The organism is Treponema primitia ZAS-2 (assembly GCF_000214375.1).
In the GTDB taxonomy this organism is placed as follows: domain Bacteria; phylum Spirochaetota; class Spirochaetia; order Treponematales; family Breznakiellaceae; genus Termitinema; species Termitinema primitia.
In genome coordinates, this window is sequence record NC_015578.1 from 386196 (window position 1) to 412464 (window position 26269).

Sequence of the window (26269 nt, forward strand, 5' to 3'; positions counted from 1 at the left end):
ATGACGCCGGAATCTGCGAAGCTTCCCGCAGCACATCCAGCGAAGCTCCCCGCGGACATGGAGCTCTTGCGGGAAGGACTCCTAAAGCTGCGGGAAGCGGATAAAGATGCAGACCGTCTTTTGGGTCCCCGCATGGAAGAAATTATAAGCCTACTCAACAGATATACTGATGAGATAGAACTCTTCAACCCTGCCTACGGACTGGTAGGCGCTGCGGACCGGCAGGAACTGACGGTAAAGCATATCCTGGATTCCCTTGCCCCAATAGAGATACTCCTGCGTATTATGGAGGCTCATTTTCCGGACGCCGGTTTCCCGGGCAGTGGGCAGTCGGCTGAAAGCCCGGACCAGGCGCTGGAAACACATATCCTACGAATTGCCGATGTGGGTTCCGGTGCGGGTTTTCCGGGTATACCCCTGGCTGTAGCTATGCCGAACTGTTCCTTTACATTGATTGAGCGCATGGGCCGCCGGGTGGGCTTTCTTAAAAACACTCTGGCAGTTCTGGGGCTGTCCAATGCGGGGATCGAGGAAAAGGAAATGGAACGAGCCGCCCCGGCTCGTTTTGATCTCATTACTTTTCGTGCGTTCCGGCCCTTGGAATCGGATATAATTAAAGGATTGTTCCGGCTCCTTGCCCCTGGAGGAATACTTGCGGCTTACAAAGGGCGGCGGGATAAAATAGAAGAAGAAATGAAAATGGTACAGGACTTCACAGTTACCTGGGACATATATCCCTGCCCCGTCCCTTTTCTTGATGAAGAGCGCCACCTGGTGGTAATATGCAGAAAGTCATAATACTTTTAGTTTTGTTTTTGGCAATATTCGGACAGATTGGTGCACAGGAAACAGAGGGCACAGAAGATGAAAAGAAATCATTGTACCCGGCTTTGCTTGGCGGAGTGTTTACAAATACTGTATTCCATTTAACAAGCCGGCTATTCGGAGCAGATTTTGCCCAGACAAGTTTAGAAAGCATTAAAACGAATCTTGAATCTCCGTGGATATGGGATAGCGATGCATTTTTGTTTAACCATCCCGGGCATCCGTATCAGGGCGGATTGTACCATGCGGCGGCCCGCTCAAATGGTTTTAATTTTTACGAATCTATTCTCTTTGATGCGACAGGAAGTTTAACATGGGAATTATTTGGTGAAACTGATATTCCTTCGTTAAATGACCTGGTTGTTACTACTTTTGGCGGTGCAGCCTTCGGTGAAATGCTTCATCTTCTTTATTTGGAGATAGATAACCCCTGGGCAGCTGCTTTGGTAAGCCCAATGGATGCGCTTAATAATGCAGTATTGCAAAAAAAGCCGCCAAGGACAAACAACCTCTATTATATTTCCGCATCTTTAGCGCCGGGATGGATACGATCAATTAAAGAAGACAGGCAGATACTGCGCCAACTTCGGGATAGTGATATTAATCTGACACCGTCTAATATATATACAATAAATATGGACGGAGAAGTAATTTACGGAGATCCGTTTATTCATAATTCGAAGAAACCTTATTCTCAATTTGAAGTTAAATGGCAGCTGGGTGGTTCATTTGATTTTTCATGGTTTGACTGGACTTTACTAACCGATGGTTATCTTATATCAATTAATCCAATAGATACGGAAAAAAATAGTTTATCCACAGGATTATCCATGCAATATGATATGATTGTAGGCAATAACACTAATTTTGCCAGTAATGCGCTTGACTGGTCGCAAAAATGGAAGCATACATTTAAAAATACTACCCTGGAATTAAAAACGCATATCGGATGGACATTTCTCGGTTCATCAGAATACTACCCTTTTGCGGAATTGTCGGGCATGAATTTAGATCCCCATGAAACGGATAATGATTACGGAATAGGCGGTAATGGGAAAATATTTTTTACCTTACAAAATTCAAAATATGGAAAATTGACACTGGGATCATGTAACTATTTACTCTATATAATCCCTTGGAATAAACCCGAGTCCAAAGGCAGAGAATATTTGCATATGTCCTTTTTTGAATACGCTTATTCATTTACAGAAAAATTTTCTATCTTTGTAAATGATTCGCTGTATATAAAGACCGGAACATCGCATAGAAGAGCTAATGTGGTCTCTGTTGCCGATCGCATTCTTCTTGGTGTACAATGGACATTTTTAAACAAAAACCTATAGGGATTTTTTGAAAATACAGTTTCAGGGGCGCCCTTTGGGGTAAAATTAAATAATGAACTGAGCCAAATTAAAAATGCCCTAATGAACTTGACAAACTAATCATATTAGTTATATATTATGTATATTAGTTTGTAAGGAAAGCAGTATGGGGCAAAAAAGAGGATTGGATGATGAGGCGATTCTTTCTGCAGCGGTAACTCTTACCGAATCCCAGGGCTTTGAAGGCTTGAGTCTGCAAAGCCTGGCTGCCGCTTTGGAGGTAAAACCGCCGTCCCTCTATAACCATATCAATGGCCTGGAAGATTTGCGGATACGCCTGGCTCAATTTGCCCTGGAGTTCATGGAAAAGAGTATCCGGGACAGGGTTGTGGGCCGCTCCCGGGAACAGGCGATCAGGGAAATTGCGACGGCCTACCGGGATTTTGCAAAAAAACACCCCGAATTGTATAAAGCCTTCTCCATTATACCCCAGTCGGAAAATGCTGAACTCAAGGAAACGGCCCATTCCCTGCAAAATACATTATTCCGGATTCTGGAACCCTACAAATTGAAACCCAATGATGAAATACACTTTATCCGTTTTATACGGAGCAGCCTGCATGGATTTGTCTCCCTTGAAGCCATGGGGTTCTTTCGCCAAGGCCGCGGAGTGCATAAAGAGGCAAGTTTCAACGAAATAGTAAATATGTTTATTATTATGCTGAAAAACTACCAAAAAAAGAGAGTGCGCCTATGAAAATAGCTGAGGGTATCTATTCTCTGGACTGTGCAGGGCATGGTCATGTATTTTACCTCGAGGATGAACAAACCCTGATTGACACAGGTATGCCGAATAAGGGACGGCGTATTTTGAAGGAACTCTCCCGGCTCGGCATAAAACCGGAAGGCATAAAACGGATTTTTTTAACCCACCACGATGTGGATCATGCCGGTAATGTTCGGTTTCTTGAAGAAAAAGCCGGAGCCGAAATTTTTATCGGTAAAGAAGATCTACCCTATCTTATGAACCAAAGGGCAAGGCCGGGAATAAAAAAATACCTGACAAAACTTTTAGGGCTAGTTCCTCCAAAGCACGCCAAGACATTCGAGGTTATGGGGAATTCCTCTGGGATACAGACGTATTATACGCCAGGACACACTCCTGGGCATCATGTTTTTCTTTATGGGGGCATACTTTTTGCAGGTGATCTTTTCAGGATTGAAGGGGATCGTGTAAAAGCCATGAATCCCAAAATGAACTGGAATGGGGATATTCTGGGGAATTCCATTTCCCTGATCAAGGAAATTCCGTTTACTGTTGTCTGCCCGTCCCATGGAAATCCTATGACGAGAGAAAAAATGCTGCCGCTTATTGAAGAATTAGGAGGAAAACAACCATGAATGCGCTGCAAATTTTTAAACACGGTTTAAAGTCAAGCCTGCGTAAACCGGGTAGCATTTTCGCAACAATACTGATACTTGTCGTTCCGGTAATGTATCCATTATTTTGGTTACAGGCATTCTGGAATCCCTATGCAAATATTGGTAATCTACCCGTTGCGTTCGTCAACGAGGATTCAGGTGTTTACGGGGCAGGCCTTGAACAACAGCTGCGTAATTCGATTGATGTTAAATGGTCTTTCCCCGGCAGAAAATCCGCCGACAGCGGGCTGAAAGATAAGACCTACTATGCAGTGTTTGTCATCCCCGAAAATTTCTCCCAGAGCATATCTAACGTACGGACAGCAAACATTGAAACCTATGTAAACGGCAAAAACAACTTTATGGCGACGCTTCTCGCTTCACAGATTGAAAAAAGGCTTGAGGAACAAATTTCCGCGCAAATAGTGCAAAACGTGACCGGGAAATTACCCGGAGGAGATATGGTGGCGGCATTTGCGGCAAACCCTATTGAGGGCAAACAAATCGACATCAACCCCGTGGCAAATACAGGAACGGGATTCGCTCCCTATTTTTCATCCCTTGCGCTGTGGATAGGCGCGCTTTTGATCTCCCTTGTACTGGGCCGGCGCGTTGATAAATCAAAACTATTGTCCCCGGACGGCGTAAATCTCACCCTGGGGCGTTTTCTTTTGTTCGCCTGTGCGGGCTTGGTACAGGCTGTATTATTGACAGCAATAATCTATGCGCTTAGAATAGATGTCCAGAGCGGTTTATTGACCTTAGCCGCGCTGGCGGTGTCGGCACTGACGAGTATAGCCCTGGTATCAACACTTATCAGCATATTCGGAATGTTCGGGCAAATGTTGTCCATGTTCTTGCTGATATTCCAGCTTACCGCAAGTGGCGGCACTTTTCCGACTGAACTCACCCAGGGCGGATTGTTTATAGCGCTTCACCCGTTTGTACCCTTCACGTATTCGCTGAACGCGCTGCGTGAAACAATTTCCGGGGTTCCACCGGACGGAAATGTATTGGTACGATCTCTCGCCGTACAGATCGCAGTTTTAACCGGTGCATTAATTATCTGCGCGGCAGTTGAAACGTTTCGCGGCAGAGGGCAAACAAAATTATCCGGGCGGGAACTGATCTTGCCCCAGGGGAATAGCTGATTTATGGAACAAACAATGAAGGATGATCAGCAGAACGAAAAATTTATTAAAATGACCACCGCGCCAATTGGCCCGCTTATCATCGGCCTTGCCATTCCATCTGCAATAATCATGCTTATCAGCGCCCTGTATAATATGGCAGATACCTTTTTTGTGAGCTTCCTGGGAACCAGCGCCACTGCGGCAGTGGGGGTAAGCTTTCCCCTTATGGCGGTGATACAGGCCGTTGGGTTTTTCTTCGGCCATGGATCAGGTAATTATATTGCCCGCGAGTTGGGAGCACAAAATTATACAAACGCCTCAAAAATGGCGGCAACCGGCTTTTTTTCGGCCTTTATTGCCGGTGTATTGCTTGCGATTTTTGGTGTCTTATTTTTGGAACCCCTGGTCCGCCTGCTTGGCGCCACGGATACTATTCTTCCTTTTGCACGGGAGTACCTGCGTTTTATTCTTATAGGCGCACCTTTTATGATGTGTTCCCTGATGCAGAATAACCTGCTGCGTTATCAGGGCAGTTCTTTTTACGGCATGATTGGCATGGTGAGCGGGGCGCTTATTAATATTGCTCTTGATCCGTTATTCATCTTTGTTTTCCATTTAGGATCAGGCGGGGCGGGGCTTGCTACTATGATCAGTCAGTTTATTAGTTTTTGTATTCTCTTAATAGCGTCGGGTAAAAAAGATAATGTGCGCATAAGGTTTAAATATTTTTCCCCCAGTTTGGCAAATTACCGGGAAATGTTGCGGGGCGGCCTGCCTTCCCTGGCACGGCAGGGAATAGCCAGCATATCCGGTATTTGCATGAATAACTTTGCCGGAAGCTTCGGAGATGAAGCTATCGCGGCAATAACCATAGTGCAGCGTGTCTTTATGATGGCAGCGTCACTGGTAGCCGGTATAGGCCAGGGATTTCAGCCGGTATGCGGTTTCAATTACGGAGCAAAATTATACCCCCGGGTAAAACAGGGGTTTCTTTTTTCGATGCTTGTCATGACCATTCCTTTGATACCCCTCGGCATTTTAGGTTTTATATTTGCACCCCAGATCATTGCACTGTTCAGGCCGGATGATACTCTGCTCATAGAAATCGGCGCCAGGGTATTCCGGTATCAATGTTACACCATCCCCCTGCTCGGCTGGGTAACTATCAACAGTATGATGATGCAGACCATGGGTAAGGCGTTCAAGGCAAGCCTTTTGGCAATAGCCCGCCAGGGCTTGTTTATGCTGCCCCTGCTGTTCCTGCTCACTCCGCTTTTTGGGTTTACCGGGATTGCGGTCAGCCAGCCCCTGGCCGATTTTGGTACGTTTATTTTGTCAATTCCCCTTTCCATAAGCGTTTTTCGTGAAATGAAACACGATAGTCCTGGTGCGATTACAATCAAAAAATAACACGGACTTGCTCAGCGGTTTTTAATGGCAAGCGGATGGTCCCTTGATACCCCCTTGCCCTCCCCGCCCCATACATGGTAAATTTTCTTTACCATGAAAGCCGCCATTATCTTCGGATCTACGTCGGATAAAGCTGTAATGAAGAAAGCCGCCGATGTTTTACGGGAATTCGGGGTGGAGTTTTCTGCCCATGTCATTTCCGCACACCGGACCCCGGAATTGCTTACCGAAACCCTCAAAACTCTGGAAGCCCAGGGGGTGGAGGTGATTATCGCCGGGGCGGGGCTTGCGGCCCATTTGCCCGGGGTTATCGCCAGCCAGACCCAGGTTCCGGTCATCGGAGTGCCTATTAGCTCCGGTGGGCTTGGCGGGCTGGACGCCCTGTTGTCTATCGTACAGATGCCAAAGCCCATACCGGTGGCTTCAGTGGGGGTGGACAATGGGGCCAACGCGGCCTACCTTGCCTGTGAGATTCTTTCTATTAAATACAGTGAATTAAAAGAGAAGTTGGCGGCTTTCAGGATTAAGATGAAGGCCGATTTTGCCAGGGATAACTCGTTATCGAAAGACGGAGGAGTAGAATTATGAGTGAGGTAAAGCAGGGCGCCCAGCTCTACGAGGGCAAGGCTAAGCAGGTATACGCTCTTATCGGAGCGGATGATCAGGTTATCATCCATTACAAAGATGACGCCACAGCCTTTAACGGGGAGAAGAAGGGGCAGATCGAGGATAAGGGGATCATGAATAACAAGATCGCCTCCGGGCTTTTTGAACTTCTGGAAAAATCCGGGATACCCACTCACTTTATTTCCCGTCTGAATGAACGGGACATGCTCTGCAAAAAAGTTAGTATCGTTCCCCTGGAGGTGATAGTCCGGAATGTGGCTGCCGGGTCAATGGCTAAGCGGCTGGGCCTTGCGGAAGGGACGGCGCTTAAGACAACTGTTTTTGAGCTTTCCTACAAGGACGATTCCCTGGGCGACCCCTTGATCAACGACTACCACGCAGTTGCTATCGGCGCATCTACCTTTGAAGAAATTGAAAAGATTAAAACTATTACTTTTAAGATCAATGAACTTCTCTCTGCATTTTTTCTAAAGAAGGGTATCAAGCTTATCGACTTTAAACTTGAATTTGGGCGTACTGTAAAAACCGGCGATCTGGTTTTGGCGGATGAAATTTCCCCGGACACCTGTCGTTTCTGGGATGCCAAGACCAATGAGAAACTCGACAAGGATAGGTTCCGCCGGGATCTGGGGAATGTAAAGGAAGCCTACATTGAAATCCTCAATCGAATTGGTTGATAAGATGACGGCCTATGAAGTTTGTTGTCCTGAGGATGATAAGCTGCACGAAGAGTGCGGGGTCTTCGGGGTGTTCCTTTCTGATCCCCAGCGGGATGCAGCGTCCCTGACCTACTACGGACTTCTGTCCCTGCAGCACCGTGGGCAGGAGAGCGCAGGTATCGCGGCGGTCCATGAAAAGACAATAGAATGCAGAAAGGGTATGGGTCTGGTGGGGGATGTTTTTAACCCCGATACTGTTGCCCAGTTAAAGGGTCCCGCCGCGGTAGGCCATGTGCGGTATTCCACCGCCGGGGGTTCCTGTGTTGAGAACGCCCAGCCCTTTGTGAGCCGTTTTAAACTGGGGTCCATTGCGGTGGCTCATAACGGTACTCTTACTAACGCAGATGTGGTACGGGAACTGCTGGAAGACGCAGGCATAGGGTTTACATCCTCCAGTGATAGTGAAGTTATCGTCAATCTGATCGCCAAAAACTACAAGAAGGGGCTGGAAAAAGCCCTGACCGACACGATTAAATTTATTAAGGGTTCCTACGCCCTGGTGGTCCTTACCGATGACGCCCTGGTGGGCGCTCGGGACCCCAACGGCATACGGCCCCTATGTCTGGGAAAACTGACCGAGGGCAGCAAGAGTGAAGGCACCGCCGGCTGGATCCTGGCTAGCGAATCCTGCGCCATCGATGCTGTGGGGGGAGAGTTCGTCAGGGACATAGAGCCCGGTGAAGTGATTATTATCAATAACGAAGAGGTTCTCTCATTCAGTTTCAGTGAAAAAACCCGGCGGGCGGTATGTTCCTTTGAATACGTTTATTTTGCACGACCGGACAGTATTATTGATAAGGTTGATGTCTACGGCTCCCGTATCAGGGCAGGAGAAATCCTGGGAAGGGAATCGGCAGTTTCCGCAGACCTGGTCATCGGGGTTCCCGATTCGGGGGTACCCGCAGCAATCGGCTACGGTAGGGCCACAGGCACGCTTTTTGGGCTGGGGATAGTCAAGAGCAAATATGTGGGACGCACCTTTATTGCGCCGGATCAGGCTATGCGGGAAAAGGCGGTTTCAGTCAAGCATAATGTGATAGACCGGGAAGTCCGGGGTAAACGGGTGGTGGTTATTGACGATTCCATAGTCCGGGGTACCACCAGCAGGCGGCTGGTTTCTATCCTGCGGAATGCCGGGGCTAAGGAAGTGCATATCAGGATCTGTTCACCCCCGGTACGTTTTCCCTGCTACTTCGGCATTGACACCCCCCACCGTAAGGACCTGATCAGTAACGGTAACAGTGTTCCCGAACTTTGTAAGTCCCTGGGCGCAGATAGCCTGGCCTTTATCTCTGTGGAAGGTCTTCTGGAATCCCTGGACGCAGACGAGGAACACTCTTACTGCTTGGGATGCTTTACCGGGGAGTACCCTATACCGGTTTCAGGGGAGACCAGGGGAGAGTAGAAGAGGTGATCAACTCTATGGAGTTGTAGCTTAATTCTGGTACAACACTTCCTAAGGAAGACTGTCGATTTAGTCAGAATATCGGAGGATTTTTAAAGCCTATACTTCAGGATTCTCCACTTCGATCTTGTCCGTTTCCTGAAAGGGCGCCAGGGTGGATACCATGCGCATCACTGCGCCGGAACGGTTAAGCACATAATGAACCTCCCGGGGTTCGATGTGGATAAACTGCCCCTTAGTAAGGGTGTGGGGTACATTGTCCACCACGATGGTAGCCGTTCCTTCCAAAATATAGAAGTTTTCTTCCATAATTTCGTGGTAATGGGCGCGAAAATCCTGGCCGGGCATAAACTGCACTATCGCAAAATTGCTCCGGGGGCCTTTCATCAGATACTTGGGGCCGTTATCACCTGAACGGTATTCCCTGTCTTTTTCATCAATTATAAACATACTTAATCCTCCTGTGTGTAGTAATACTAATTATAAGCCCGGGGCAGACCACATGTGCCTGGTACTGTTTTCATCACTAAGCCGTAGTTGTGCTGCGTACACGGTCTGCCAGGCATTATAGGCTTTCTGATACACCCCCTGATTTTCCGGGTTTGGGGTAAATTCCTTTTCAATCTTTACCAGCCTACGGGCCGCTTCCTTTATATCCGGGTACAGGCCGATTCCCTTGCCGGCCAGCAGGGCTGCGCCCAGGGATGTTGCCTCTTTGACCACCGGCACCTGGACCGGGATGCCGAGGACGTCGGCCAGTATCTGGGGCCAGAGTGCGCTCTTGGAGGCACCGCCGGCAAACACTACCTTTCCGAGCCGGTTCCCTGTGGCCTGTTCCACCAACCGCAGATGCCCCAGGGTTATGAGGGCGGTGTTTTCCATGATCGCCCGGTAAAAGGTGTACTTGTTAAACTGTGCGGGATCAATCCCAAAATTAGTAAAGGTGGGGGCGGCGTGCCTCCAGGAAATATAGTTCATCACATCAGAGAAGGCGCAGATCATGCCGTGGCTTCCTGCGGGGATCTTCATCGCTTCCTGATCCATTACCGCATAGGGGTCGGTGTTTTTTTCAGCGGCTATGCGGACTTCCTCCTGGCAGAAGGCGTCCCGGTACCAGCGCATCACCAGGCCGGGATTGAAGGCCAGGGCTTCGTATTGCCACTGGGATTCCAGGGCGTGGCAGTTTACCCGGACATCGCACTTGGGAGAGGTCTTTCCGGTGCCGGTATTGTACTCGTACTGCCAGAAACTTCCGCCGAATACACCGGCGTCGTTCACGTCAACCATGCCGACACCCAGGGACCCGGCTTGACAGTCCCCGGCGCCTACCACCAGGGGTGTCCCCTCCAAAAGCCCGGAGTCCGCTGCGCCCTGCCGGGAAATTGTTGCAGCCTGGGTTCCGCATTCCTGGACTTCAGGAAAGATATCGTCTCTGAGTCCGCAGCGGCGGGCTATGGTTTTGTCCCAGGTCCTGGTTTGGAGGTCGAAGAGCCCGGTGGTAGAACCATTGCTGGGCTCTACCGCCAGTACCCCGGTGTTACCGGCGAAACTTCCTGCGGTGTTTCCGTTGGTTTTAGCCTGAGGGCTTCCCGCAGAAAGGCGGTAGATGAGCCAGTCGTTGAACATACCCAGGCGGGCGATCTTTTTGTATACTTCCGGGAGTTTGTTTTTTACCCAGAGCAGCCGGGGCAGGGCGCCTAATGCAAAGGTCTGTCCTGATTCAATGTAGATTTCCTTTTCCAAATCCGCAGAAATAGCCTTGAGCTGCCCTACCTCGTCGTTGCTCCGGGCGTCCACATTTGCGCAGGCCCAGATTTCTTTGCCCGCCGAATCGTAGAGCACTATACCCTCACGCATACAGGTGGTGGAAACTGCGGCGATTTGGGAAGCTGTGACGCCTGTTTTCTCCAGGGCCTCCCGGGTGCAGGTACAGGCCAGCTTCCAGTTGACGGCCCAGTCAAAGTCCATGCTGCCGGGATATTGGGGGTCCTCCCGGTGGAGCCACTCCCTTTGGCTATAGCCGATCTGGTTCCCCAGGGTGTCAAAAATGACTGCCCTGACGCTGCCTGTTCCTGCGTCAATAGCCATCACATAATCAGACATAGGCTCCTCCCTTATCCGATCGCAATTATAAAGCAAGCAGGCTGATTTGCCAATGAGAAGTTTTAGCTATTTGAAATTGACAGTTTTCTGTTTCAGGCATATAGTTAAGGGCCGATTGATACCGGATCGGTAAAACGCAAAAAACAAAGCAGGGGCACAATATGGCTGATCTGGACGGAATTAAGGTTGATAAAAATTATCATTTGGACAAAGAATTTGCCACGGATGGCAATTTTCATGTCAAGGGCGCGGCTAATCTTGACTGGGGCATGAAGAAACGGCTGACCAATATTTTTAACCCCAAAAGCGGCAACACGGTTATGTTTGCCTTTGACCACGGGTATTTTATGGGTTCCGTATCCGGCCTTGAACGGCTTGATATTCTTATCCCCCAGTTGATCGATCATGTTGATGTGCTCATGGCCACCAGGGGCGCCCTGCGTACTTCAGTTAAACCCGGTTTCAGAAAAGGTGTTGCCCTGCGGGTTTCTTCGGGTTCCTCCATGCTGAACGACGATCTTAGCCATGAAATTGTTGCGGTGGATATTGAGGACGCCATACGGTTGGATGTGGACTGTTTGGCGGTCCAGGTGTTTATCGGCGCCGAGGGGCAACTGGAAAGTATTGATAACCTGTCCAGGGTTATTAATGCCGGTAACCGGTACAGCATACCTACTCTGGGTGTTGTGGCGGTGGGGAAGGACATGGAGCGGACGGATCAGTATTTCAAGCTGGCCACCCGTATCCTCGCCGAAATGGGGGTCTCCATTGTCAAGACCTACTATTGCGATAAATTTGAAGAGGTGGTCGCCGCCTGCCCGGTACCTATTGTGGTGGCCGGGGGCAAAAAGCTCCCGGAAAAGGAGGCCTTGGAAATGGCTTACAATTCCATGCAGGGTGGGGCCCGGGGACTTGATATGGGCAGAAACATTTTCCAAAGCTACCACCCGTCCCAGATGGCTGATGCTATCGGCAAGATTGTACATGAGAAATTTACCGCCAAGGAAGCCTGGGACTATTATTCGCAAGCTATCCGCTAACTTGTAGTCAAGCCCTATAAATATTCTTATAATGGCCATATATGGATTATAAGCAGGCAGGGGTGAATATCGAGGAGGGCTACCGGGCAGTGGGAAAGTACCGGGACCTGGCAGCCTCCACAGGTAACGCCTCGGTGTTAAACGGCCTGGGCAGTTTTGCGGGAATGCTCTCCATCGGGGACCTGATCCGCGCCGGGCAGGGTATGGAGGAACCGGTTTTGGTTTCCGGTACCGACGGGGTGGGTACCAAGCTGGATATCGCCTTCAGGTTGAAAAAATACGATACTGTGGGAATCGACTGTGTGGCCATGTGTGTAAATGACGTGCTCTGCCACGGAGCTCGGCCCCTGTTCTTTCTGGACTACCTGGCCTGCGGCAAGCTGGACGCCGATGTGGCGGCGGATTTTGTAAAAGGGGTGGCAACAGGCTGCCGGGAAACCGGGAGCGTCCTCCTGGGTGGGGAAACCGCCGAAATGCCCGGCTTCTACGACGAAGGAAAGTACGATATCGCCGGCTTCTCCGTGGGTATTGTGGATAAAGAAAAGATCGTTGACGGCAGATGCATTCAGGATGGGGATCTGCTGGTGGGGATCGCCTCTTCGGGGCCCCACTCCAACGGATTCAGCCTGATACGCAGGGTTCTGCCCGACCTGGGCGAGGACTTTGGCGGCATTTCCCTGGGCCAGGTCCTGCTGGAGCCGACCCGGCTCTATGTCAAACCCATCCTTACCCTGCTGGAACAGGTTGCTATCCGGGGTATGGCCCATATCACCGGCGGCGGGTTCTACGAAAACATCCCCCGGATGTTTTTTGCGGAAGATGGCAAAACCTGGGGCTTTGACGCGGTTATAAAAAACGGGTCCTGGCCCATCCCGCCTATATTTGCCCGGATAGCCTACGGGGTTAACGGCGGTGCTCTTACCGGCGCGGCGGCCCGGGAAACAGGGGCAAAGCTTCTGGAAACCGACGCCGCTTTAAGAAAACTGATGTTCAATACTTACAATATGGGAATAGGCTTTGTGCTGGCCCTGGCACCTGGGGACAGCGGCAGGGCGATAGAGTTTCTGAATGGCGCGGGCTTCCCCGCCCGGGTAATAGGCCGGGTGGAAGCTGGTGGAAGCGGAGAACTGCGCTTTGAATGATAGTGTTACTCCTAAGAAGACCGGGAAGGATAAAAAAATAACCCTTTCCCCTTTTCTTGTCCGCCTTATTCGCATTGGCGGTTTGATTATCTTCATCTTGGCGGCTTGTCTCTTTGGATTTTTAATTTCTTCCCGGGCGGCGAAGTGAATATCCTTGTCCTGGTTTCCGGGGGGGGTACCAACCTCCAGGCCCTGATCGATGCGGAACGGGCCGGCCGGCTGGGGCCGGGGAAAATAGTTGCGGTGATTTCAGATTGCCGGTCAGCCTATGCCCTGGAACGGGCCAGGGCTGCAGGGATTCCTGCCCTGATCGAAGCGCCGGACAGGGGGCTCCCGGAAGATACGCGGCTTCCGGAACTTTCGGATCGGATACTTCGCCGTGCCCGGGAACTGGATGCGGGCCTGATTATCCTGGCGGGGTTCCTCTCCATACTTGGGGGGGAGCTTATCGGAGCCTATGCTGGAAGGATCATCAACCTGCACCCGAGCCTGCTGCCCAAATTCGGCGGGCCGGGCATGTACGGGGAACATGTCCACCGGGCTGTTTTGGCTGCCGGGGAAACGGAGTCGGGGTGTACGGTGCATCTGGTGGACGCCGGGACCGACACCGGGACTATTTTACTGCAGCGGAAGGTTCCGGTTCTGAGCGGGGATACTCAGGATACCCTGGCAGCGCGGATCCACAAAGAAGAACATATCGCCATTGTCGAGGTCGCGGCCTTGATGGCGAAAAAGTTAAATACCCTTGCCGGATAAGCTGGTGGTGGAAAACAATGGAGGTACAAGATGGTAGAGAAACGATTAATTAAAAAAAGCGGCGAAGAACTTTCCCTTTTGGGCTTCGGCCTGATGCGGCTGCCCTTAAAACCGGGCACCAAGGATATTGACAAAGCTTTGGCCTTAGAAATGGTGGACTATGCGAAAAATAAGGGTATCAATTATTTTGATACTGCCTACGTGTACCATGAGGGGAATTCAGAACTTTTCGCAGGGGAAGCATTGTCGCGGTATGACCGGAACTCTTATAACTTGGCCAGCAAGATGCCCCTGATGGTTGTGCGGAGCGAAGCGGATGTGGAGCGGATTTTCGAGGAACAGCTCAAAAAGTGCCGGGTCGAGTATTTTGATTACTACCTGCTGCACAGCATGAATGTGCATCACCTGAAGATCGCCGAAGACAACAAGGTCTATGAGCAGCTCAAGGAAAAACAGAGGCAGGGAAAAATTCGCCGGCTCGGTTTCTCCTTTCATGATGCGCCGGAAGTGTTGACGCAGATAGTGGCAAAATGGGACTGGGACTTTGCGCAGATCCAGCTTAACTACTTGGACTGGGAACAACAGGACGCCAAAGGGCAGTACAAAATACTCAACGATAAAGGAATCCCGGTAACCGTGATGGAGCCTGTCCGTGGCGGGTCTCTGGCGAGCCTCGGCGATGAAGCGGATAGTATATTCAAGGCGGCTGATCCCAAAGCCAGCGTTTCATCCTGGGCGATCCGGTTTGCAGCGACGCTGCCGGGCGTACAGGTTGTTTTGAGCGGTATGTCCAATCTGGATCAGATGAAGGACAATATCAGCACCATGGAGAATTTCAAACCCATTAACGAAGCAGATCAAAAGGTGATCGATAAGGCCGTGCTGGCCTTCCGGACCACCGGGGCTGTTCCCTGCACGGGTTGCCGGTACTGCATGGAGTGTCCCCAGGGCGTCGACATTCCCCGGAACCTGGCGCTCTACAACGCCTACCTCTTTAATAAAGAGCGGAACCGGCCAAACTACCAGTTTGGCTTTATGATGGAATACAACGGGATGGGCAAAGCGAAGCAGGCGCAGAACTGCGTGGAATGCAAACAGTGTGAGGAAAAATGCCCCCAGCACATTGAAATTTCCAAGCAGATGGGCTTGATCCAGGAAGTGAATAAAACGGTGACAGCCTCCCTGCCGCCCAGGCACTAAGACAATTTGGAGTAATGATGAAAAAGCGGGCCTTAATAAGTGTCTTTTACAAGGATGGTATTCTGGAACTCGCTTCGTATTTATACGGGGCGGGCTGGGAGATTGTATCCACCGGGGGAACTGCGAAGCACCTGCAGGAAAATAATCTTCCTGTTACCGATGTGTCAACAGTGACGGGTTTCCCCGAATGTCTTGACGGCAGAGTAAAGACCCTGCATCCGGCTATCCACGCCGGGCTTCTTGCCCGGCGGGATCTGGCCTCCCATATGGAGACCCTGGAACGGCAAAGCTTTTCTACCATTGATTTAGTCTGCGTCAACCTCTATCCGTTTTTTGAAAAAGTTCAGGCAGGGCTTTCCCTGGAGGAGACGGTGGAGTTCATCGATATCGGTGGACCCACCATGCTCCGTTCGGCGGCAAAAAACTACCGGGACGTACTTGTCCTGACTGATCCCGGGGATTATGCGGAAACCATTAAAGGCCTTAAAGCCGATAGTATTTCTGCGGAATTCCGTAAACACCTAGCAGGAAAAGTGTTCAATCTTACCTCCGCCTACGACGCCGCCATTTCCCGGTATCTCCTGGAAACCGGGAGCCCGGAGCCGGTGGAGGAATACCCCGCCTACTGGTCCATATCCCTTAAAAAAGCGCAGGAACTGCGTTACGGCGAGAATGGTCACCAGTCCGCGTCTTTCTACGTTAATACCGACCGTACCGGCGCATTGGGCGCCATGGAGCAGCTTCAAGGCAAGGAGCTGAGTTACAACAATATCCGTGACCTGGACCTGGCCTGGAAAGCGGTCTGTGCTTTCGGCCTTCCCTCAGATAAACTGGCGCCCCAGGGGGAAGATGACGTGATCCGGTTTCTGCCGGAATACCGTTTCAGTTCCCAGGATGCACAGGTTTGCTGCGTGGCGGTTAAACACAATACCCCCTGCGGCATTGCCTTGGGGGGGACCCTCGGTGAAGCCTATGCCAAGGCCTTTGCCTGCGATCCGGTTTCCATCTTCGGGGGTATTGTGGCCTCCAATGTTATCATGGACGCTGTCACAGCAGAAAAGCTGGGGGAGCTCTTTTTGGAAATAGTCGTGGCCCCGGGCTATGAGCCCGCAGCTCTGGCGATTTTACAAAAGAAGAAGAACCTCCGGGTCATGCGGGCCCCCAGGGGCCCCCGGGAAAAACAGGAATGTGTTTCTGTAGACGGTGGCCTCCTGGTGCAGGAAGCCAACCGGAAACTTCTGGAAAAATGGGATGTGGTTACAAAAGCTGCGCCTGACCCGGCGGATATACCGGATATGCTTTTCGGTATGAGGGCGGTAAGCTACGTCAAGTCCAATGCCATTGTGGCGGTGAAAGACCGGGCCGCAGTGGGCATAGGAGGCGGGGAAACCAACCGCATCTGGGCGGCGGAACTGGCCCTGAGCCGGGGCGCCCGGACCGTTGCTGATGCGGCGGAAACGGGGAAGGGTAGCGCCATTAGTCCCGACGGCGCCCCCCCAAGGGTGCTGGCATCGGATGCCTTCTTCCCCTTCCCGGATGTGGCGGAGGCCGCTGCCGATGCGGGGATCAGGACCATCATCCAGGTGGGGGGTTCCAACAACGACAACCTTTCTATTGAGGCCTGCGATAAACTGGGGCTTGCCATGGTCTTTACCGGTACCCGGCATTTCAAACATTAACAGTAATACTGCGACGGAAAATTATGAGATTGGACTTAAAAAGAGACTTTGAAACGGTTCCTTTAACAAAGGAAGAAGCCCTGGATATCCTTGATTGGGATGATCGGGATTTGCCGACCCTTCTGGATGCCGTATATAAGTTACGTAAAAAGTACAAAGGCAACACCGTGGGCATCCAGATCCTCACCAACGGCAGGAGCGGGAACTGTTCCCAAAACTGCGCCTACTGCGCCCAGTCCCGGGAATCCAGTGCAGAGATAGACACCTACCGCCTGGTACCCTACGAAAAACTTGCCCGGGACGATCGGCTGGTTAAGGAGAAAGGGCTTGCCCGGCACTGCATAGGTCTAAGCGGTATCAGCTTTACTGATGAGGAAATTGACGAGTTTGCTACCTATGTGCGGAGCCTGAAAAAAGAATCGGGTACACACATTTGCTGTTCCATTGGGTTCCTCACAGCAGATCAGGGGCGAAAGCTTAAAGAGGCAGGGGTAAACCGGATTAACCACAATCTCAACTCCAGCCGTAGCTACTATCCTCAAATATGCACCACCCACACTTGGGATGAGCGGGCAGCCAACATTAAAATGCTCCAGGGCCTGGGTTTTGAAATCTGCTGTGGGGGCATAGTGGGCCTGGGGGAGGCTAGGGCTGATGTGGCGGATCTGCTCCTCTCTATCAGGGAAATTAATCCCCAGTCGGTGCCAATCAACTTTCTCCTGCCCCTGAAGGGGACTCCTCTGGAAAGCCAGGATACTTCCTTTCTTACGGCGGAATACTGCCTCAAGGTACTCTGTCTTGCCCGTCTTATGGTCCCCGCATCGGATATACGTTGCGCCGCCGGAAGGGAAGTGTACCTGAAAGGCCGGGAACGGCAGATGTTCATGGCCGTGGATTCGATCTTTGCTTCCGGCTATCTTACTGCGGGAGGCCAGGGGGTTGATGATACTATCAAGGTTATTACCGATGCAGGATTTGAGTACATGGTAGAGGGTACATAAAACGGCGTACCCCGGGTCCCCATTGTTAATTTTCTATTTGTGTTGCTTGATATAAAAAACGGCCCCTTATGGGGCCGCTATTTTATATCAAGGGGCTTCCGCTTCTCCGGTTTCTAGTATTTAACAGTAGCCAGGAGGCTTAAAGTTGTAAGATCAATATTAAAGTTCTGAGATGTATCTGTAGGGGCAAAATTAAGATCAAGGGAAAGCATGTTATTAAAGGTAAGTGTTCCGCCTATCCCAAAACTGGGTATAAGCGCAAACGTGGTGGTACTTGTTTTTTTCAGCGATTGCCCTGTGGCCAGCTTATCCTCCCAAGATTCGCTCATAAAAGTGGGGCTGATACAGAGGCCTCCGTTCAAGCTGAAAACAGTGGGGACTATTTGGTATACGAAACCGAGGGAGAAGGAGGGGGCAATCCAGAAACTGGAACTATCCTCATTTTTTGTAACCCTGGGATATGGGGCCGGAGTTCCATCCGGTAAGTCGTATGTATAGGCAGTTCCAAGAGTATCGGACTCTTTTTGTGTTATTTTTTGCGTATCGGAATTTATTTTAAAGGCGATATCAAAGCCGAACCCTGTGGAAAACCGGTCGGAGACTTCGTAGGTTTTTTTAAGGCCGATACTCAGATAATTAGACAGAGAGCTGCTATCCTGGGTTTTTTCCTCAGTTTTTGTATATTCCGGGGTTCCCTCAATAGCCGGGCTTTCCCCAGCAGCTGGGATTCCCTCAACAGCCAGGGTCTTAATTTCCTTCTTCTCCAAGGCATCGGGATAAAAACCCAGAGACAGGTATTCATCGAAAACCAAGGCTAACTGGGAATTTCCTTTCTTTGCAAATTCATATTCCCCCCGCAGCCCAATGTTTAAAGAGGAATGGCCGGGATTGGATGTAATGGTCTCAAGGACGTTGGTATAGGCCTTGTCAACCACTTTAGCCAGGTCAATACTGCCCCCCAGTTCGATCTCCGGTTTAAACGACCCGCCTCCCAGTCCGATTTTTTTGCCCCACAGGACTGATAAATCTAAGGCGCCCATGTTGGAATTGGTCGTGGTGTTTAAGCTACCATCGCTGTTAAAACTCTTGGAGGAGTTATCACCGGTCTTTTCCCCCGGGGGAGTGGTGATGTCTCTTCTATCCGAATCAAGAACTATGTCTGCCAAATTAATACTGAGTTTAATGCCCCCAAAAAAAGGGCTGCCCAGCAGGAATGCAAATTGATCGGTCAGAATAAAACCAGTGTCATCTCCGGCACTTATAGTTTTGATTGCATTTGTTGGGTCTCTGCGGCTTTCTATAGTAAGGACATCATTCCATCCTTCATTGCCATCCTCTGCTTTGATATTCTGACCACGAAGGATATTACCATTGTAGTAGAGTCCTAAATACAGGCTGCCAAGATGGGTGGCGAACCCGCCTGCCACCCAACCATTACCACTCCCCTGGAGGAGTACAAAAAATTTACTAAAGTCCACATCTTGAAAATCGTTTACATCAAGATAGGCATCCGCATCAGTCGTGAAAAGCCTATAGGTGTTTTCACCGGTAAGAGATCCGGGCGCTGCAGTTTGGGCTACCAGTGACGGGACAGCGATTAATGCTGCCAGGCATATTCCAACAGCGCTTAAGCGAAATTTCATGCAAACTCCTTTGAATTTAAGAGATTTCCTGTATTATTATCGGTTTTTTTGTGTTTTTGTTAATTATTTTACCGCCCCTCGAAGACTTGTTTCCCCGAATCTCCCTCTGTGCTATGATTGATCTACAAATCTTATTGTAGGGGATAACCATGAAGGTATTGATCATCGGTTCCGGGGGCCGGGAACATGCCCTGGCCTGGAAGCTTGCCGGATCGGAACAGGTGGAGCGGGTGTATGTTGCCCCGGGAAACGGGGGGACCGCCTTGGAGGAAAAGTGCGAAAACGTTCCGGCCGGCCTGGGGGATCCCGCAAGCGAAGCGGGGCAAGAAGCCCTGGCAGGCTTTGTCCGGCAGGCGGGGATTGGCCTTACCGTGGTGGGCCCCGAGGTCCCTCTGGCTGAGGGCATCGTTGATCGGTTCCGCGCCGTAGGGCTCGCCATAGTGGGTCCTGATAAAAAGGCTGCCCGGCTTGAGGCCAGCAAGGTCTTTTCCAAGGCCTTCATGAACAAATACGGGGTTCGTGCTGCAGGAAGCAGGGACTTCATCGACCCTGCAAAGGCTCTGGACCATGCAAAAGACCATTTTTCCGGCCCAGCCCCGGCGCCCCTGGTAATAAAGGCTGATGGGCTTGCCGCAGGAAAAGGGGTGGTGATTGCCGCTGACCTGGCAGAGGCGGAAACCTGCCTTTCTTCCTTTATGAAGGATGGAGCCCTGGGCGCCGCAGGCAGTTCAGTGGTGCTGGAGGAATTTCTTGAAGGGAAGGAAGTGTCGGTTCTGGCGGCGGTGAGTGTCCGCCCGGGCAGCAAGGGGGTGATTAAGCCCTTTGTGTCCGCCCGGGATCACAAGCGCCGCTTTGATGGCGCCCAGGGGCCTAATACAGGCGGTATGGGGTCCATAGCCCCGGTCCCGGATTTTACCGCCGCCGCCCAGAAAGACTTTGAAACCGCTATACTCCAAACCACCCTCAAGGGCATGGAAGCGGAGGGTATGGATTACCGGGGCTTTATCTTTTTCGGCCTTATGGTAAAAAACGACCGCTGTTCCCTTTTGGAGTACAATGTACGTTTAGGGGACCCGGAAACCCAGGCGGTGCTGCCCCTCTCTGACTTTGACTTTGCCGGCCTGTGTGCCGCCATCCTGGACAACACCCTGGAAAAGTTCCCCCTCACCTGGAAGGCCGGCGCGGTCTGCGCCCCCGTGGCAGTGGCTGACGGTTACCCCGGTGCCTACCGCAAAGGGGACCCCATTGCGGTAAACGAAGCTGCCCTCGCCAAAACCGGTGCCCGGCTCTTCATCGCCGGCGCCGAAAAGGTGACTGACACCGTTTTGCGGAGTTCCGGGGGACGGGTCCTGGCAGTCTCCGCCTGGGGTGCCGATGCGGACCAGGCCTGGGCCAGGGCATACGAGGCTCTGGGGGCGGTCAGCTTTGAAGGGATGGCTTACCGGAAAGATATAGGGCGGGAATCAACAAGCTCGCCCTAAATGGTGAGGTATGTTGTTCTTATAAGGTAGTTATATTCGGGGGTCTAATACCCCGCAATACGAATAAAAGGGTGATTTCATTCGTAAGAGCGCTTCACAACTCCAATGCAAAGGCCTTGCTTTTCCGGTTCCGGTCATAAATACGCCGCTTCCGTTCAGGGAGGCTTTCTATGGGGCATTCCTTGAAGCCCAGGAATTCAAACCAGTCCTGGGTGCGGGTGGTCAGTACGAAGACCCGGCGGAAACCCTGGCGTTGGGCCCGGTCGATAAGGTAGCGGACAATGCGCCCGCCCAGGCCCATGTCGGCATAGGCTGGGTCGGTGGCCAGGGCTGCTATTTCGCCCTGGCTTTCCCCCCAGTCATGGAGGGCCCCGCAGGCGTGGACCGAACCATCTATCTCAAACACTGCATAATCCCCCATCTTTTCCTGGATATCCTCGGGGCGCCGCCGCAAAAGGATGCCCTGCTGCATTAAGGGTTCCATGAGCCGGAGCAGGTCCGGGATGTCCTGGGGTTTGAGGGCCCGTATGGATTCGTAATCATCGGCGTAGACCATGGTCCCGACCCCCAGGTTGGAGAAAAGTTCCCTGAGTACCGCCCCTTCTTCCCGGCCGTTGATAATGTGCACCCGCTCTACCCCGGCCCGGGAAGCCCCCAGGGCCAGCCGCAGTTCCTCCAGAGGCTTGTCCCCCGCTTTATCGCTGTTCATTCCCAGAATAGCCTCCGCTTCCTGGGGGGTAAGCCGGACTATGCGGCCCTTTTCCCCGACCTGGATGTTTTCCGGCAGCCTATATGCCCCGGCCCGCAGCCCCGGATCCAGGGATACTATGAAAAGCTTGATTGCACCCAGGGCAGTGGAGGCCGCCAGGGCGATTTCATCACTGGATACATTGTAGGGCTTTCCTGCGGAGCTCCAGCCTATGCAGGGGAGTATGGGGACCATCTCCAGATTCAAAACCCGGCCAATGGGGTCCGTAAGTATCCGGTCCACCATGCCGGTATGCTCCATATCGACCCCGCTTTCTACCCCAAGCCCTCGGGCGCGGACAAAATTCCCGATCACCGCATCGACCCGGCCCGTGACATCGCTGGGGGAACTTCCTGCAGCAAGGCCGGTCATGACCCGGGTGGCCACGTGGAAGGCGGCCATTTCCACAAAGGGGATGGCTGCGCCGGTGGTTATCCGCTTTGTTCCCGCATAATTTGACACGATCCCGTGTTCCAGCAGCACCGAATCGATCCATTCCTTGGCGCCCGGAACAATGACCACCCGGAACCCGGTCCGGGCCAGCAGAGCCAGGTCCTTCATCAGGTAGGAAAAGCCCGGGTCCTCGGTAACAGGAAAATCGATCTTAAAGACCATGGTAGAGCTCTCAAAACGGCTTTGGTAATGAAAAGCCTCCCTGATCAGGTCCACCTGGGAGCTTTCTGAAACGGAATTGTCCATGGTTCCTCCGTTTGGTATTATACCTTTAGCGAATGGAAAAATCAGCCGATAATTAAGAAAATAGTTGATTATACTAAAAAAAATAGTGTAGTATTAAGATAGAATTGCGCTTTTAGGAGAAGCAGCTTATGGACGATCATGAAATAGTCAAATGGAGTCCTACCTATTCAATAGGTATCCGTATAGTTGACGAACAGCATCAGGGGCTTATCAGGCTGACCAATGAGCTTTTTATCAGCTGCCTAAAGGGTGGGGAAGTGGCCAATGCCCGGTTCCTAAAGACCATCCGCGAGACCGTTCAGTATGTACAGTTCCATTTTGCCACTGAAGAAGCCATTCAGAAGCGGGTACATTACCCGGATTATGCGGCCCATAAAAAAGAACACGAGTCTTTTGTGAAGGAAGTGCTCCTTTCTGTGGCAGAATTCAATTCCGGAAAGAAGTTCCTCCCCAACAAATTTGCCAAATACCTCCGGGACTGGGTTCTGACCCACATTGCGGTATCAGACAAGAAACTGGGTGATTACATCCAGACCCTACGGGAAAAAGCCAGCCGTTCAGGCCAGGGCGCAAAGGCCCCGGTCCGCGCAGGAAACTGAACTCGCAACCCGGTAACATTTTTTATAAAGCCAACTCAAATTTCTCAGTTTGCGATAACGCATTACCATAAACCCCAGCCAACCATAACTCCAGCTAACCATAACGGCATGTATTACCGTAAACCCCCGCTAACCATAACCGTATGCATTACCGTAACCCCCACCCAACCATACCAGCACGCAATACCTTAGGCCAAAGTTAACCATACCATCACGCAAAACTTGTTTTATCATACTGACCCAAGTCGGAGGGGGCGGGCAAATCCATCCCTCACCCGTTTCTGGAATTCTCTGCCGTAGCAGACTCGCAAAGCGAGGCTGACGAAGGCAGGTTCTACAGGTTAGGGTGAGGGGTGGATTTGCCCGCCCCCTCCGGTATGAGCCATCATATTTGCTTAAACCAAGAATCGCGTCACTAACCTTGCCTTTCTTGTAAATTTTTACGATATTTGGTATATGCCAGAACAAAGTGTGGTGCCCATAGATCAAATTCTTCCCAATAAACTTCCCTTGGTAGCCCTGATGGGCCGGCCTATTTTCCCGGGGATTTTTACCCCCATCATGATCGGTAATCCTGCGGACGTAAAGGTTATCGACGATGCGGTGACCAGAGACGGGCTCATCGGCTTGGTTATGCTGATGAACGAATCCGATACCCCCAGCATTAACGATCTCTACAAGGTGGGGACCGCCGCCAAGATCGTTAAGAAGATCAACCTTCCCGATGGTGGGGTAAATATTTTCATTTCTACTTTAAAGCGCTTCAAGGTAAAGAAAACCCTGAATCCCACAGCCCCTATCGTGGCTGTGGTAGCCTACCTGGAGGACGAGGAAGACGATACCAGTGAGGTAAAGGCCCTGACCAGGGCTTTGATCAGCGAGATGAAGCAGATCTCCGAGAACAACCCCCTGTTTTCCGAAGAAATGCGGCTCAACATGATCAACATCGACCACCCCGGAAAGATCGCCGACTTTATCGCCAGTATCCTCAATATCGATAAAACCGAGCAGCAAAAAATACTGGAGATCCTCAATGTCCGTAAACGAATGGAGCAGGTCCTGGTTTTTATTAAAAAAGAGCAGGAACTTCTACGGATCCAGAAGAAAATTCAGAAAGAAATCAATGAAAAGATAGAAAAGTCCCAGCGTGAGTACTTCCTCAAAGAGGAACTCAAGGCCATCAAGGGCGAATTGGGGATGACCACCGATGCCAAGAGCTCCGAATACCAGCGTTTTAAGGACAAGGCCGACGAATTCAAGTTTGAAGGTGAAATTAAAGAAACCGTGGACCAGGAATTGGAGAAATTCAGCCTCATGGACCCAAATTCGTCGGAATTTATCGTTACTCGGAACTATCTGGACGTGATTGTGAACCTTCCCTGGAAGGATCCGGAGCCGGAGCTCTTAGACCTCAGGAAGGCCCGGGATATTCTGGAAGAAGACCATTACGGCCTCAAGGATGTGAAGAGCCGAATCGTGGAATACTTGGCGGTTCGTAAGCTCCGTAAGGACACCAAGGGCTCGATTGTGTGCCTGGTGGGGCCTCCGGGTGTGGGTAAAACCTCTGTAGGCCGGTCCATAGCCCGGTCCTTGAATAAGCAGTTCTTCCGGTTTTCCGTTGGAGGAATGCGGGATGAGGCGGAAATCAAGGGCCACCGCCGCACCTATATCGGGGCCATGCCGGGGAAGATCATCCAGGGGCTTAAGATCGTCAAGTCTAAGGACCCGGTATTCATGATCGACGAGATCGACAAGATGGGACAGAGTTACCAGGGGGACCCGGCCAGCGCGCTTTTGGAGGTGTTGGACCCGGAGCAGAACTTCAGTTTCCGGGATCATTACCTGGACCTGCCCTTTGATATTTCCCGGATATTTTTTATTGTTACCGCCAATACCCTGGATACTATTCCGCCTCCCCTGGTGGACCGCATGGAGATCATCCAGCTTCCCGGGTACATTGACACGGAAAAACTGGAGATTGCCAAGCGCTACCTGGTTCCTAAAAGCCTAGATAAGAACGGCCTTAAGAAAAGCCAGGTGTCCTATAACCGGGAATCCCTGCTCCACATCGCCAATGGCTATGCCCGTGAGGCGGGGGTGCGGAACTTTGAGAAGAACCTGGACAAGATTCACCGGAAGCTGGCCAAACAAATCGTAGAGAAGTTCGAGGAACAGAATTCGCCGACGCCTGAGAATAAAAAGACGGAAGCGGCGGCGGGCAAAAAGGCGACAGCGGGTAAAAAGACAAAACAAGCCCCTGCACCGGTGGAAAAATTCATCATTGACAAGAAGCTCATTGAGGAAAACCTGGGGAAGCCCATATTTCCCGAGGAGATTACCAAAAGGGCGGACCGGCCCGGCATGTCCGTGGGGCTGGCCTGGACCAGCATGGGTGGGGACACCCTGGTTATAGAGGCCACCTCGGTGCCCGGCAAGGAGGGGCTTACCCTCACCGGCAAGATGGGGGACACCATGAAGGAGTCCGCCACCATTGCCATGACCGTGGCCCGCAAGCTGGGGGCGGAACGGTACGGAATCTCCAATGAGTGGTTTGAAAAGAACCATATCCACCTGCATATTCCCGAAGGCGCCACCCCAAAGGACGGCCCCTCTGCGGGGATCACCATGGCCATTGCCCTGCTTTCCCTGATACGGAACAAGACCATCGTGGATCGGCTGGTTATGACCGGGGAATTGAGTCTTACCGGCCAGGTGCTACCCATCGGGGGGCTCAAGGAAAAGACCATCGCCGCCCGGCGTAACAAGGCCCAGCACATCATCATCCCCAAGCAGAACCTTCGGGACCTGGATGAGATTCCCGATCACGTTAAGAAGGGCATCACCTTCCACCCGGTGGAACGTTTTGAAGAGGTGTTAGCCCTGGCGCTGCCCGGTTAAGGCCCATGTACACCCATCCCAAGCTCGTTGCTTTTACCGGGACCCTGGAAGCCCTGTTTCGGGAGGTGGATGAGTTTCTTGAAGATGAATGGGGCTCGAGTTTTTCCCTCCACCCAAACCGGCCCCAGCGGGGGGAAACCAACAACCCCGAGATGGATGGTTTGTACAACATAGGCCCGGATTTTACTACCGGGCTGGGTTCAGAAAAGGGCAGGGGTTACGTGATTTCCCTTAAAGCTGCAACCTTGGAAAAGGTGAGCCCGGAACAGTTTGAATTCCTCATGGAGCAGGCTGCTCTGCTAATACGGAAAAAACTTCCCGAATACTTCCCCGGCCGCAACCTGGAGGTGGTTCGGGATGGGCGGGCCTTCAAAATAATCGGGGATTTTTCTCTGGGTGAAGCGTAAAGAATCTGCC

General features: G+C 51.5%; 23 protein-coding genes. 19 read left to right on the forward strand and 4 right to left on the reverse strand.

Annotation, left to right across the window (positions count from 1 at the left end):
- The 9 genes from TREPR_RS01655 (at position 1) to purF (ending at position 8863) form a co-directional block, all read left to right on the forward strand.
- Positions 1–798 (forward strand): 16S rRNA (guanine(527)-N(7))-methyltransferase RsmG, encoded by a 798-nt coding sequence (locus TREPR_RS01655; RefSeq protein WP_148257214.1) that lies wholly within the window; start codon positions 1–3, stop codon positions 796–798.
- Positions 783–2168 carry a DUF3943 domain-containing protein gene (locus TREPR_RS01660; RefSeq protein ID WP_015706542.1) on the forward strand — a complete coding sequence of 462 codons (1386 nt, stop codon included), beginning with the start codon at positions 783–785 and terminating at the stop codon, positions 2166–2168. Before TREPR_RS01655 ends, TREPR_RS01660 begins: the two co-directional genes overlap by 16 nt.
- 145 nt (positions 2169–2313) lie before the next feature.
- The gene (locus tag TREPR_RS01665) at positions 2314–2904 is read left to right on the forward strand and encodes a TetR/AcrR family transcriptional regulator (RefSeq protein WP_015706543.1); all 591 of its coding nucleotides are present in this window, start codon (positions 2314–2316) and stop codon (positions 2902–2904) included.
- A complete protein-coding gene (locus TREPR_RS01670; protein ID WP_015706544.1) occupies positions 2901–3548 on the forward strand; it encodes an MBL fold metallo-hydrolase in 648 nt (215 codons plus the stop codon). The genes TREPR_RS01665 and TREPR_RS01670 overlap by 4 nt, the downstream gene beginning before the upstream one ends.
- Positions 3545–4720 (forward strand): YhgE/Pip domain-containing protein, encoded by a 1176-nt coding sequence (locus TREPR_RS01675; protein ID WP_015706545.1) that lies wholly within the window; start codon positions 3545–3547, stop codon positions 4718–4720. Before TREPR_RS01670 ends, TREPR_RS01675 begins: the two co-directional genes overlap by 4 nt.
- A gap of 3 nt (positions 4721–4723) precedes the next feature.
- Positions 4724–6112: an MATE family efflux transporter gene (locus tag TREPR_RS01680; protein WP_015706546.1), complete on the forward strand. Its 1389-nt coding sequence runs from the start codon at positions 4724–4726 to the stop codon at positions 6110–6112.
- Between the two features lie 93 nt (positions 6113–6205).
- On the forward strand, positions 6206–6700 hold the full coding sequence (gene purE, locus TREPR_RS01685) for a 5-(carboxyamino)imidazole ribonucleotide mutase (RefSeq protein WP_015706547.1): 495 nt from the start codon (positions 6206–6208) through the stop codon (positions 6698–6700).
- Positions 6697–7416, forward strand: a complete 720-nt coding sequence (purC, locus tag TREPR_RS01690; protein ID WP_015706548.1) for a phosphoribosylaminoimidazolesuccinocarboxamide synthase — start codon at positions 6697–6699, stop codon at positions 7414–7416. The genes purE and purC overlap by 4 nt, the downstream gene beginning before the upstream one ends.
- Positions 7391–8863, forward strand: coding sequence for an amidophosphoribosyltransferase (gene purF / locus TREPR_RS01695; protein WP_015706549.1), 1473 nt, complete (start codon positions 7391–7393; stop codon positions 8861–8863). Before purC ends, purF begins: the two co-directional genes overlap by 26 nt.
- Positions 8864–8962: 99 nt before the next feature.
- On the opposite strand, the gene TREPR_RS01700 is transcribed toward purF, so the two are convergent.
- Both TREPR_RS01700 and TREPR_RS01705 read right to left on the reverse strand, forming a co-directional pair.
- Complete coding sequence (locus TREPR_RS01700; RefSeq protein WP_015706550.1) at positions 8963–9313, reverse strand: cupin domain-containing protein; 351 nt, start codon at positions 9311–9313, stop codon at positions 8963–8965.
- A gap of 30 nt (positions 9314–9343) precedes the next feature.
- Positions 9344–10966: an FGGY family carbohydrate kinase gene (locus TREPR_RS01705; protein ID WP_015706551.1), complete on the reverse strand. Its 1623-nt coding sequence runs from the start codon at positions 10964–10966 to the stop codon at positions 9344–9346.
- Between the two features lie 161 nt (positions 10967–11127).
- Here TREPR_RS01705 and lsrF point away from each other — a divergent pair, with 161 nt between their 5' ends.
- The 6 genes from lsrF (at position 11128) to bioB (ending at position 17784) form a co-directional block, all read left to right on the forward strand.
- A complete protein-coding gene (gene lsrF, locus TREPR_RS01710; protein WP_015706552.1) occupies positions 11128–12006 on the forward strand; it encodes a 3-hydroxy-5-phosphonooxypentane-2,4-dione thiolase in 879 nt (292 codons plus the stop codon).
- A gap of 41 nt (positions 12007–12047) precedes the next feature.
- Positions 12048–13148: a phosphoribosylformylglycinamidine cyclo-ligase gene (purM, locus tag TREPR_RS01715; protein ID WP_015706553.1), complete on the forward strand. Its 1101-nt coding sequence runs from the start codon at positions 12048–12050 to the stop codon at positions 13146–13148.
- Between the two features lie 144 nt (positions 13149–13292).
- Complete coding sequence (purN, locus tag TREPR_RS01720; protein WP_015706555.1) at positions 13293–13904, forward strand: phosphoribosylglycinamide formyltransferase; 612 nt, start codon at positions 13293–13295, stop codon at positions 13902–13904.
- Between the two features lie 30 nt (positions 13905–13934).
- Positions 13935–15104 carry an aldo/keto reductase gene (locus TREPR_RS01725; RefSeq protein ID WP_015706556.1) on the forward strand — a complete coding sequence of 390 codons (1170 nt, stop codon included), beginning with the start codon at positions 13935–13937 and terminating at the stop codon, positions 15102–15104.
- A 14-nt stretch (positions 15105–15118) separates the two neighbouring features.
- Positions 15119–16783: a bifunctional phosphoribosylaminoimidazolecarboxamide formyltransferase/IMP cyclohydrolase gene (purH, locus tag TREPR_RS01730; RefSeq protein ID WP_342610060.1), complete on the forward strand. Its 1665-nt coding sequence runs from the start codon at positions 15119–15121 to the stop codon at positions 16781–16783.
- Between the two features lie 23 nt (positions 16784–16806).
- A complete protein-coding gene (gene bioB, locus TREPR_RS01735) occupies positions 16807–17784 on the forward strand; it encodes a biotin synthase BioB (RefSeq protein WP_015706558.1) in 978 nt (325 codons plus the stop codon).
- A 113-nt stretch (positions 17785–17897) separates the two neighbouring features.
- On the opposite strand, the gene TREPR_RS01740 is transcribed toward bioB, so the two are convergent.
- Positions 17898–19427, reverse strand: a complete 1530-nt coding sequence (locus TREPR_RS01740) for a TDE2508 family outer membrane beta-barrel protein (protein WP_015706559.1) — start codon at positions 19425–19427, stop codon at positions 17898–17900.
- Positions 19428–19576: 149 nt separating this feature from the next.
- Between TREPR_RS01740 and purD the strand changes: the two genes are divergently transcribed.
- Positions 19577–20908 carry a phosphoribosylamine--glycine ligase gene (purD, locus tag TREPR_RS01745; RefSeq protein WP_015706560.1) on the forward strand — a complete coding sequence of 444 codons (1332 nt, stop codon included), beginning with the start codon at positions 19577–19579 and terminating at the stop codon, positions 20906–20908.
- 94 nt (positions 20909–21002) lie between these two features.
- Here the strand turns inward: purD and argA are convergent, their stop codons facing one another.
- A complete protein-coding gene (argA, locus tag TREPR_RS01750; RefSeq protein WP_015706561.1) occupies positions 21003–22355 on the reverse strand; it encodes an amino-acid N-acetyltransferase in 1353 nt (450 codons plus the stop codon).
- Positions 22356–22483: 128 nt separating this feature from the next.
- On the opposite strand from argA, the gene TREPR_RS01755 reads away from it, so the two are divergent.
- The 3 genes from TREPR_RS01755 to TREPR_RS01765 all read left to right on the forward strand — a co-directional run bounded on the left by TREPR_RS01755 (position 22484) and on the right by TREPR_RS01765 (position 26259).
- Positions 22484–22954 (forward strand): bacteriohemerythrin, encoded by a 471-nt coding sequence (locus TREPR_RS01755; protein ID WP_015706562.1) that lies wholly within the window; start codon positions 22484–22486, stop codon positions 22952–22954.
- 456 nt (positions 22955–23410) lie between these two features.
- Complete coding sequence (gene lon / locus TREPR_RS01760; protein ID WP_015706563.1) at positions 23411–25852, forward strand: endopeptidase La; 2442 nt, start codon at positions 23411–23413, stop codon at positions 25850–25852.
- A 5-nt stretch (positions 25853–25857) separates the two neighbouring features.
- Positions 25858–26259 (forward strand): hypothetical protein, encoded by a 402-nt coding sequence (locus tag TREPR_RS01765; protein ID WP_015706564.1) that lies wholly within the window; start codon positions 25858–25860, stop codon positions 26257–26259.
- Positions 26260–26269: the final 10 nt, after the last annotated feature.

Excerpts from the sequence above, each read along its gene's own strand:
- TREPR_RS01655 (WP_148257214.1), top strand. The coding sequence starts at position 1 with ATGACGCCGGAATCTGCGAAGCTTCCCGCAGCACATCCAGCGAAGCTC.
- TREPR_RS01660 (WP_015706542.1), top strand. The coding sequence starts at position 783 with ATGCAGAAAGTCATAATACTTTTAGTTTTGTTTTTGGCAATATTCGGA.
- TREPR_RS01665 (WP_015706543.1), top strand. The coding sequence starts at position 2,314 with ATGGGGCAAAAAAGAGGATTGGATGATGAGGCGATTCTTTCTGCAGCG.
- TREPR_RS01670 (WP_015706544.1), top strand. The coding sequence starts at position 2,901 with ATGAAAATAGCTGAGGGTATCTATTCTCTGGACTGTGCAGGGCATGGT.
- TREPR_RS01675 (WP_015706545.1), top strand. The coding sequence starts at position 3,545 with ATGAATGCGCTGCAAATTTTTAAACACGGTTTAAAGTCAAGCCTGCGT.
- TREPR_RS01680 (WP_015706546.1), top strand. The coding sequence starts at position 4,724 with ATGGAACAAACAATGAAGGATGATCAGCAGAACGAAAAATTTATTAAA.
- purE (WP_015706547.1), top strand. The coding sequence starts at position 6,206 with ATGAAAGCCGCCATTATCTTCGGATCTACGTCGGATAAAGCTGTAATG.
- purC (WP_015706548.1), top strand. The coding sequence starts at position 6,697 with ATGAGTGAGGTAAAGCAGGGCGCCCAGCTCTACGAGGGCAAGGCTAAG.
- TREPR_RS01700 (WP_015706550.1), bottom strand. The coding sequence starts at position 9,313 with ATGTTTATAATTGATGAAAAAGACAGGGAATACCGTTCAGGTGATAAC.
- TREPR_RS01705 (WP_015706551.1), bottom strand. The coding sequence starts at position 10,966 with ATGTCTGATTATGTGATGGCTATTGACGCAGGAACAGGCAGCGTCAGG.
- lsrF (WP_015706552.1), top strand. The coding sequence starts at position 11,128 with ATGGCTGATCTGGACGGAATTAAGGTTGATAAAAATTATCATTTGGAC.
- purM (WP_015706553.1), top strand. The coding sequence starts at position 12,048 with ATGGATTATAAGCAGGCAGGGGTGAATATCGAGGAGGGCTACCGGGCA.
- TREPR_RS01725 (WP_015706556.1), top strand. The coding sequence starts at position 13,935 with ATGGTAGAGAAACGATTAATTAAAAAAAGCGGCGAAGAACTTTCCCTT.
- purH (WP_342610060.1), top strand. The coding sequence starts at position 15,119 with ATGATGAAAAAGCGGGCCTTAATAAGTGTCTTTTACAAGGATGGTATT.
- bioB (WP_015706558.1), top strand. The coding sequence starts at position 16,807 with ATGAGATTGGACTTAAAAAGAGACTTTGAAACGGTTCCTTTAACAAAG.
- TREPR_RS01740 (WP_015706559.1), bottom strand. The coding sequence starts at position 19,427 with ATGAAATTTCGCTTAAGCGCTGTTGGAATATGCCTGGCAGCATTAATC.
- purD (WP_015706560.1), top strand. The coding sequence starts at position 19,577 with ATGAAGGTATTGATCATCGGTTCCGGGGGCCGGGAACATGCCCTGGCC.
- argA (WP_015706561.1), bottom strand. The coding sequence starts at position 22,355 with ATGGACAATTCCGTTTCAGAAAGCTCCCAGGTGGACCTGATCAGGGAG.
- TREPR_RS01755 (WP_015706562.1), top strand. The coding sequence starts at position 22,484 with ATGGACGATCATGAAATAGTCAAATGGAGTCCTACCTATTCAATAGGT.
- lon (WP_015706563.1), top strand. The coding sequence starts at position 23,411 with ATGCCAGAACAAAGTGTGGTGCCCATAGATCAAATTCTTCCCAATAAA.
- TREPR_RS01765 (WP_015706564.1), top strand. The coding sequence starts at position 25,858 with ATGTACACCCATCCCAAGCTCGTTGCTTTTACCGGGACCCTGGAAGCC.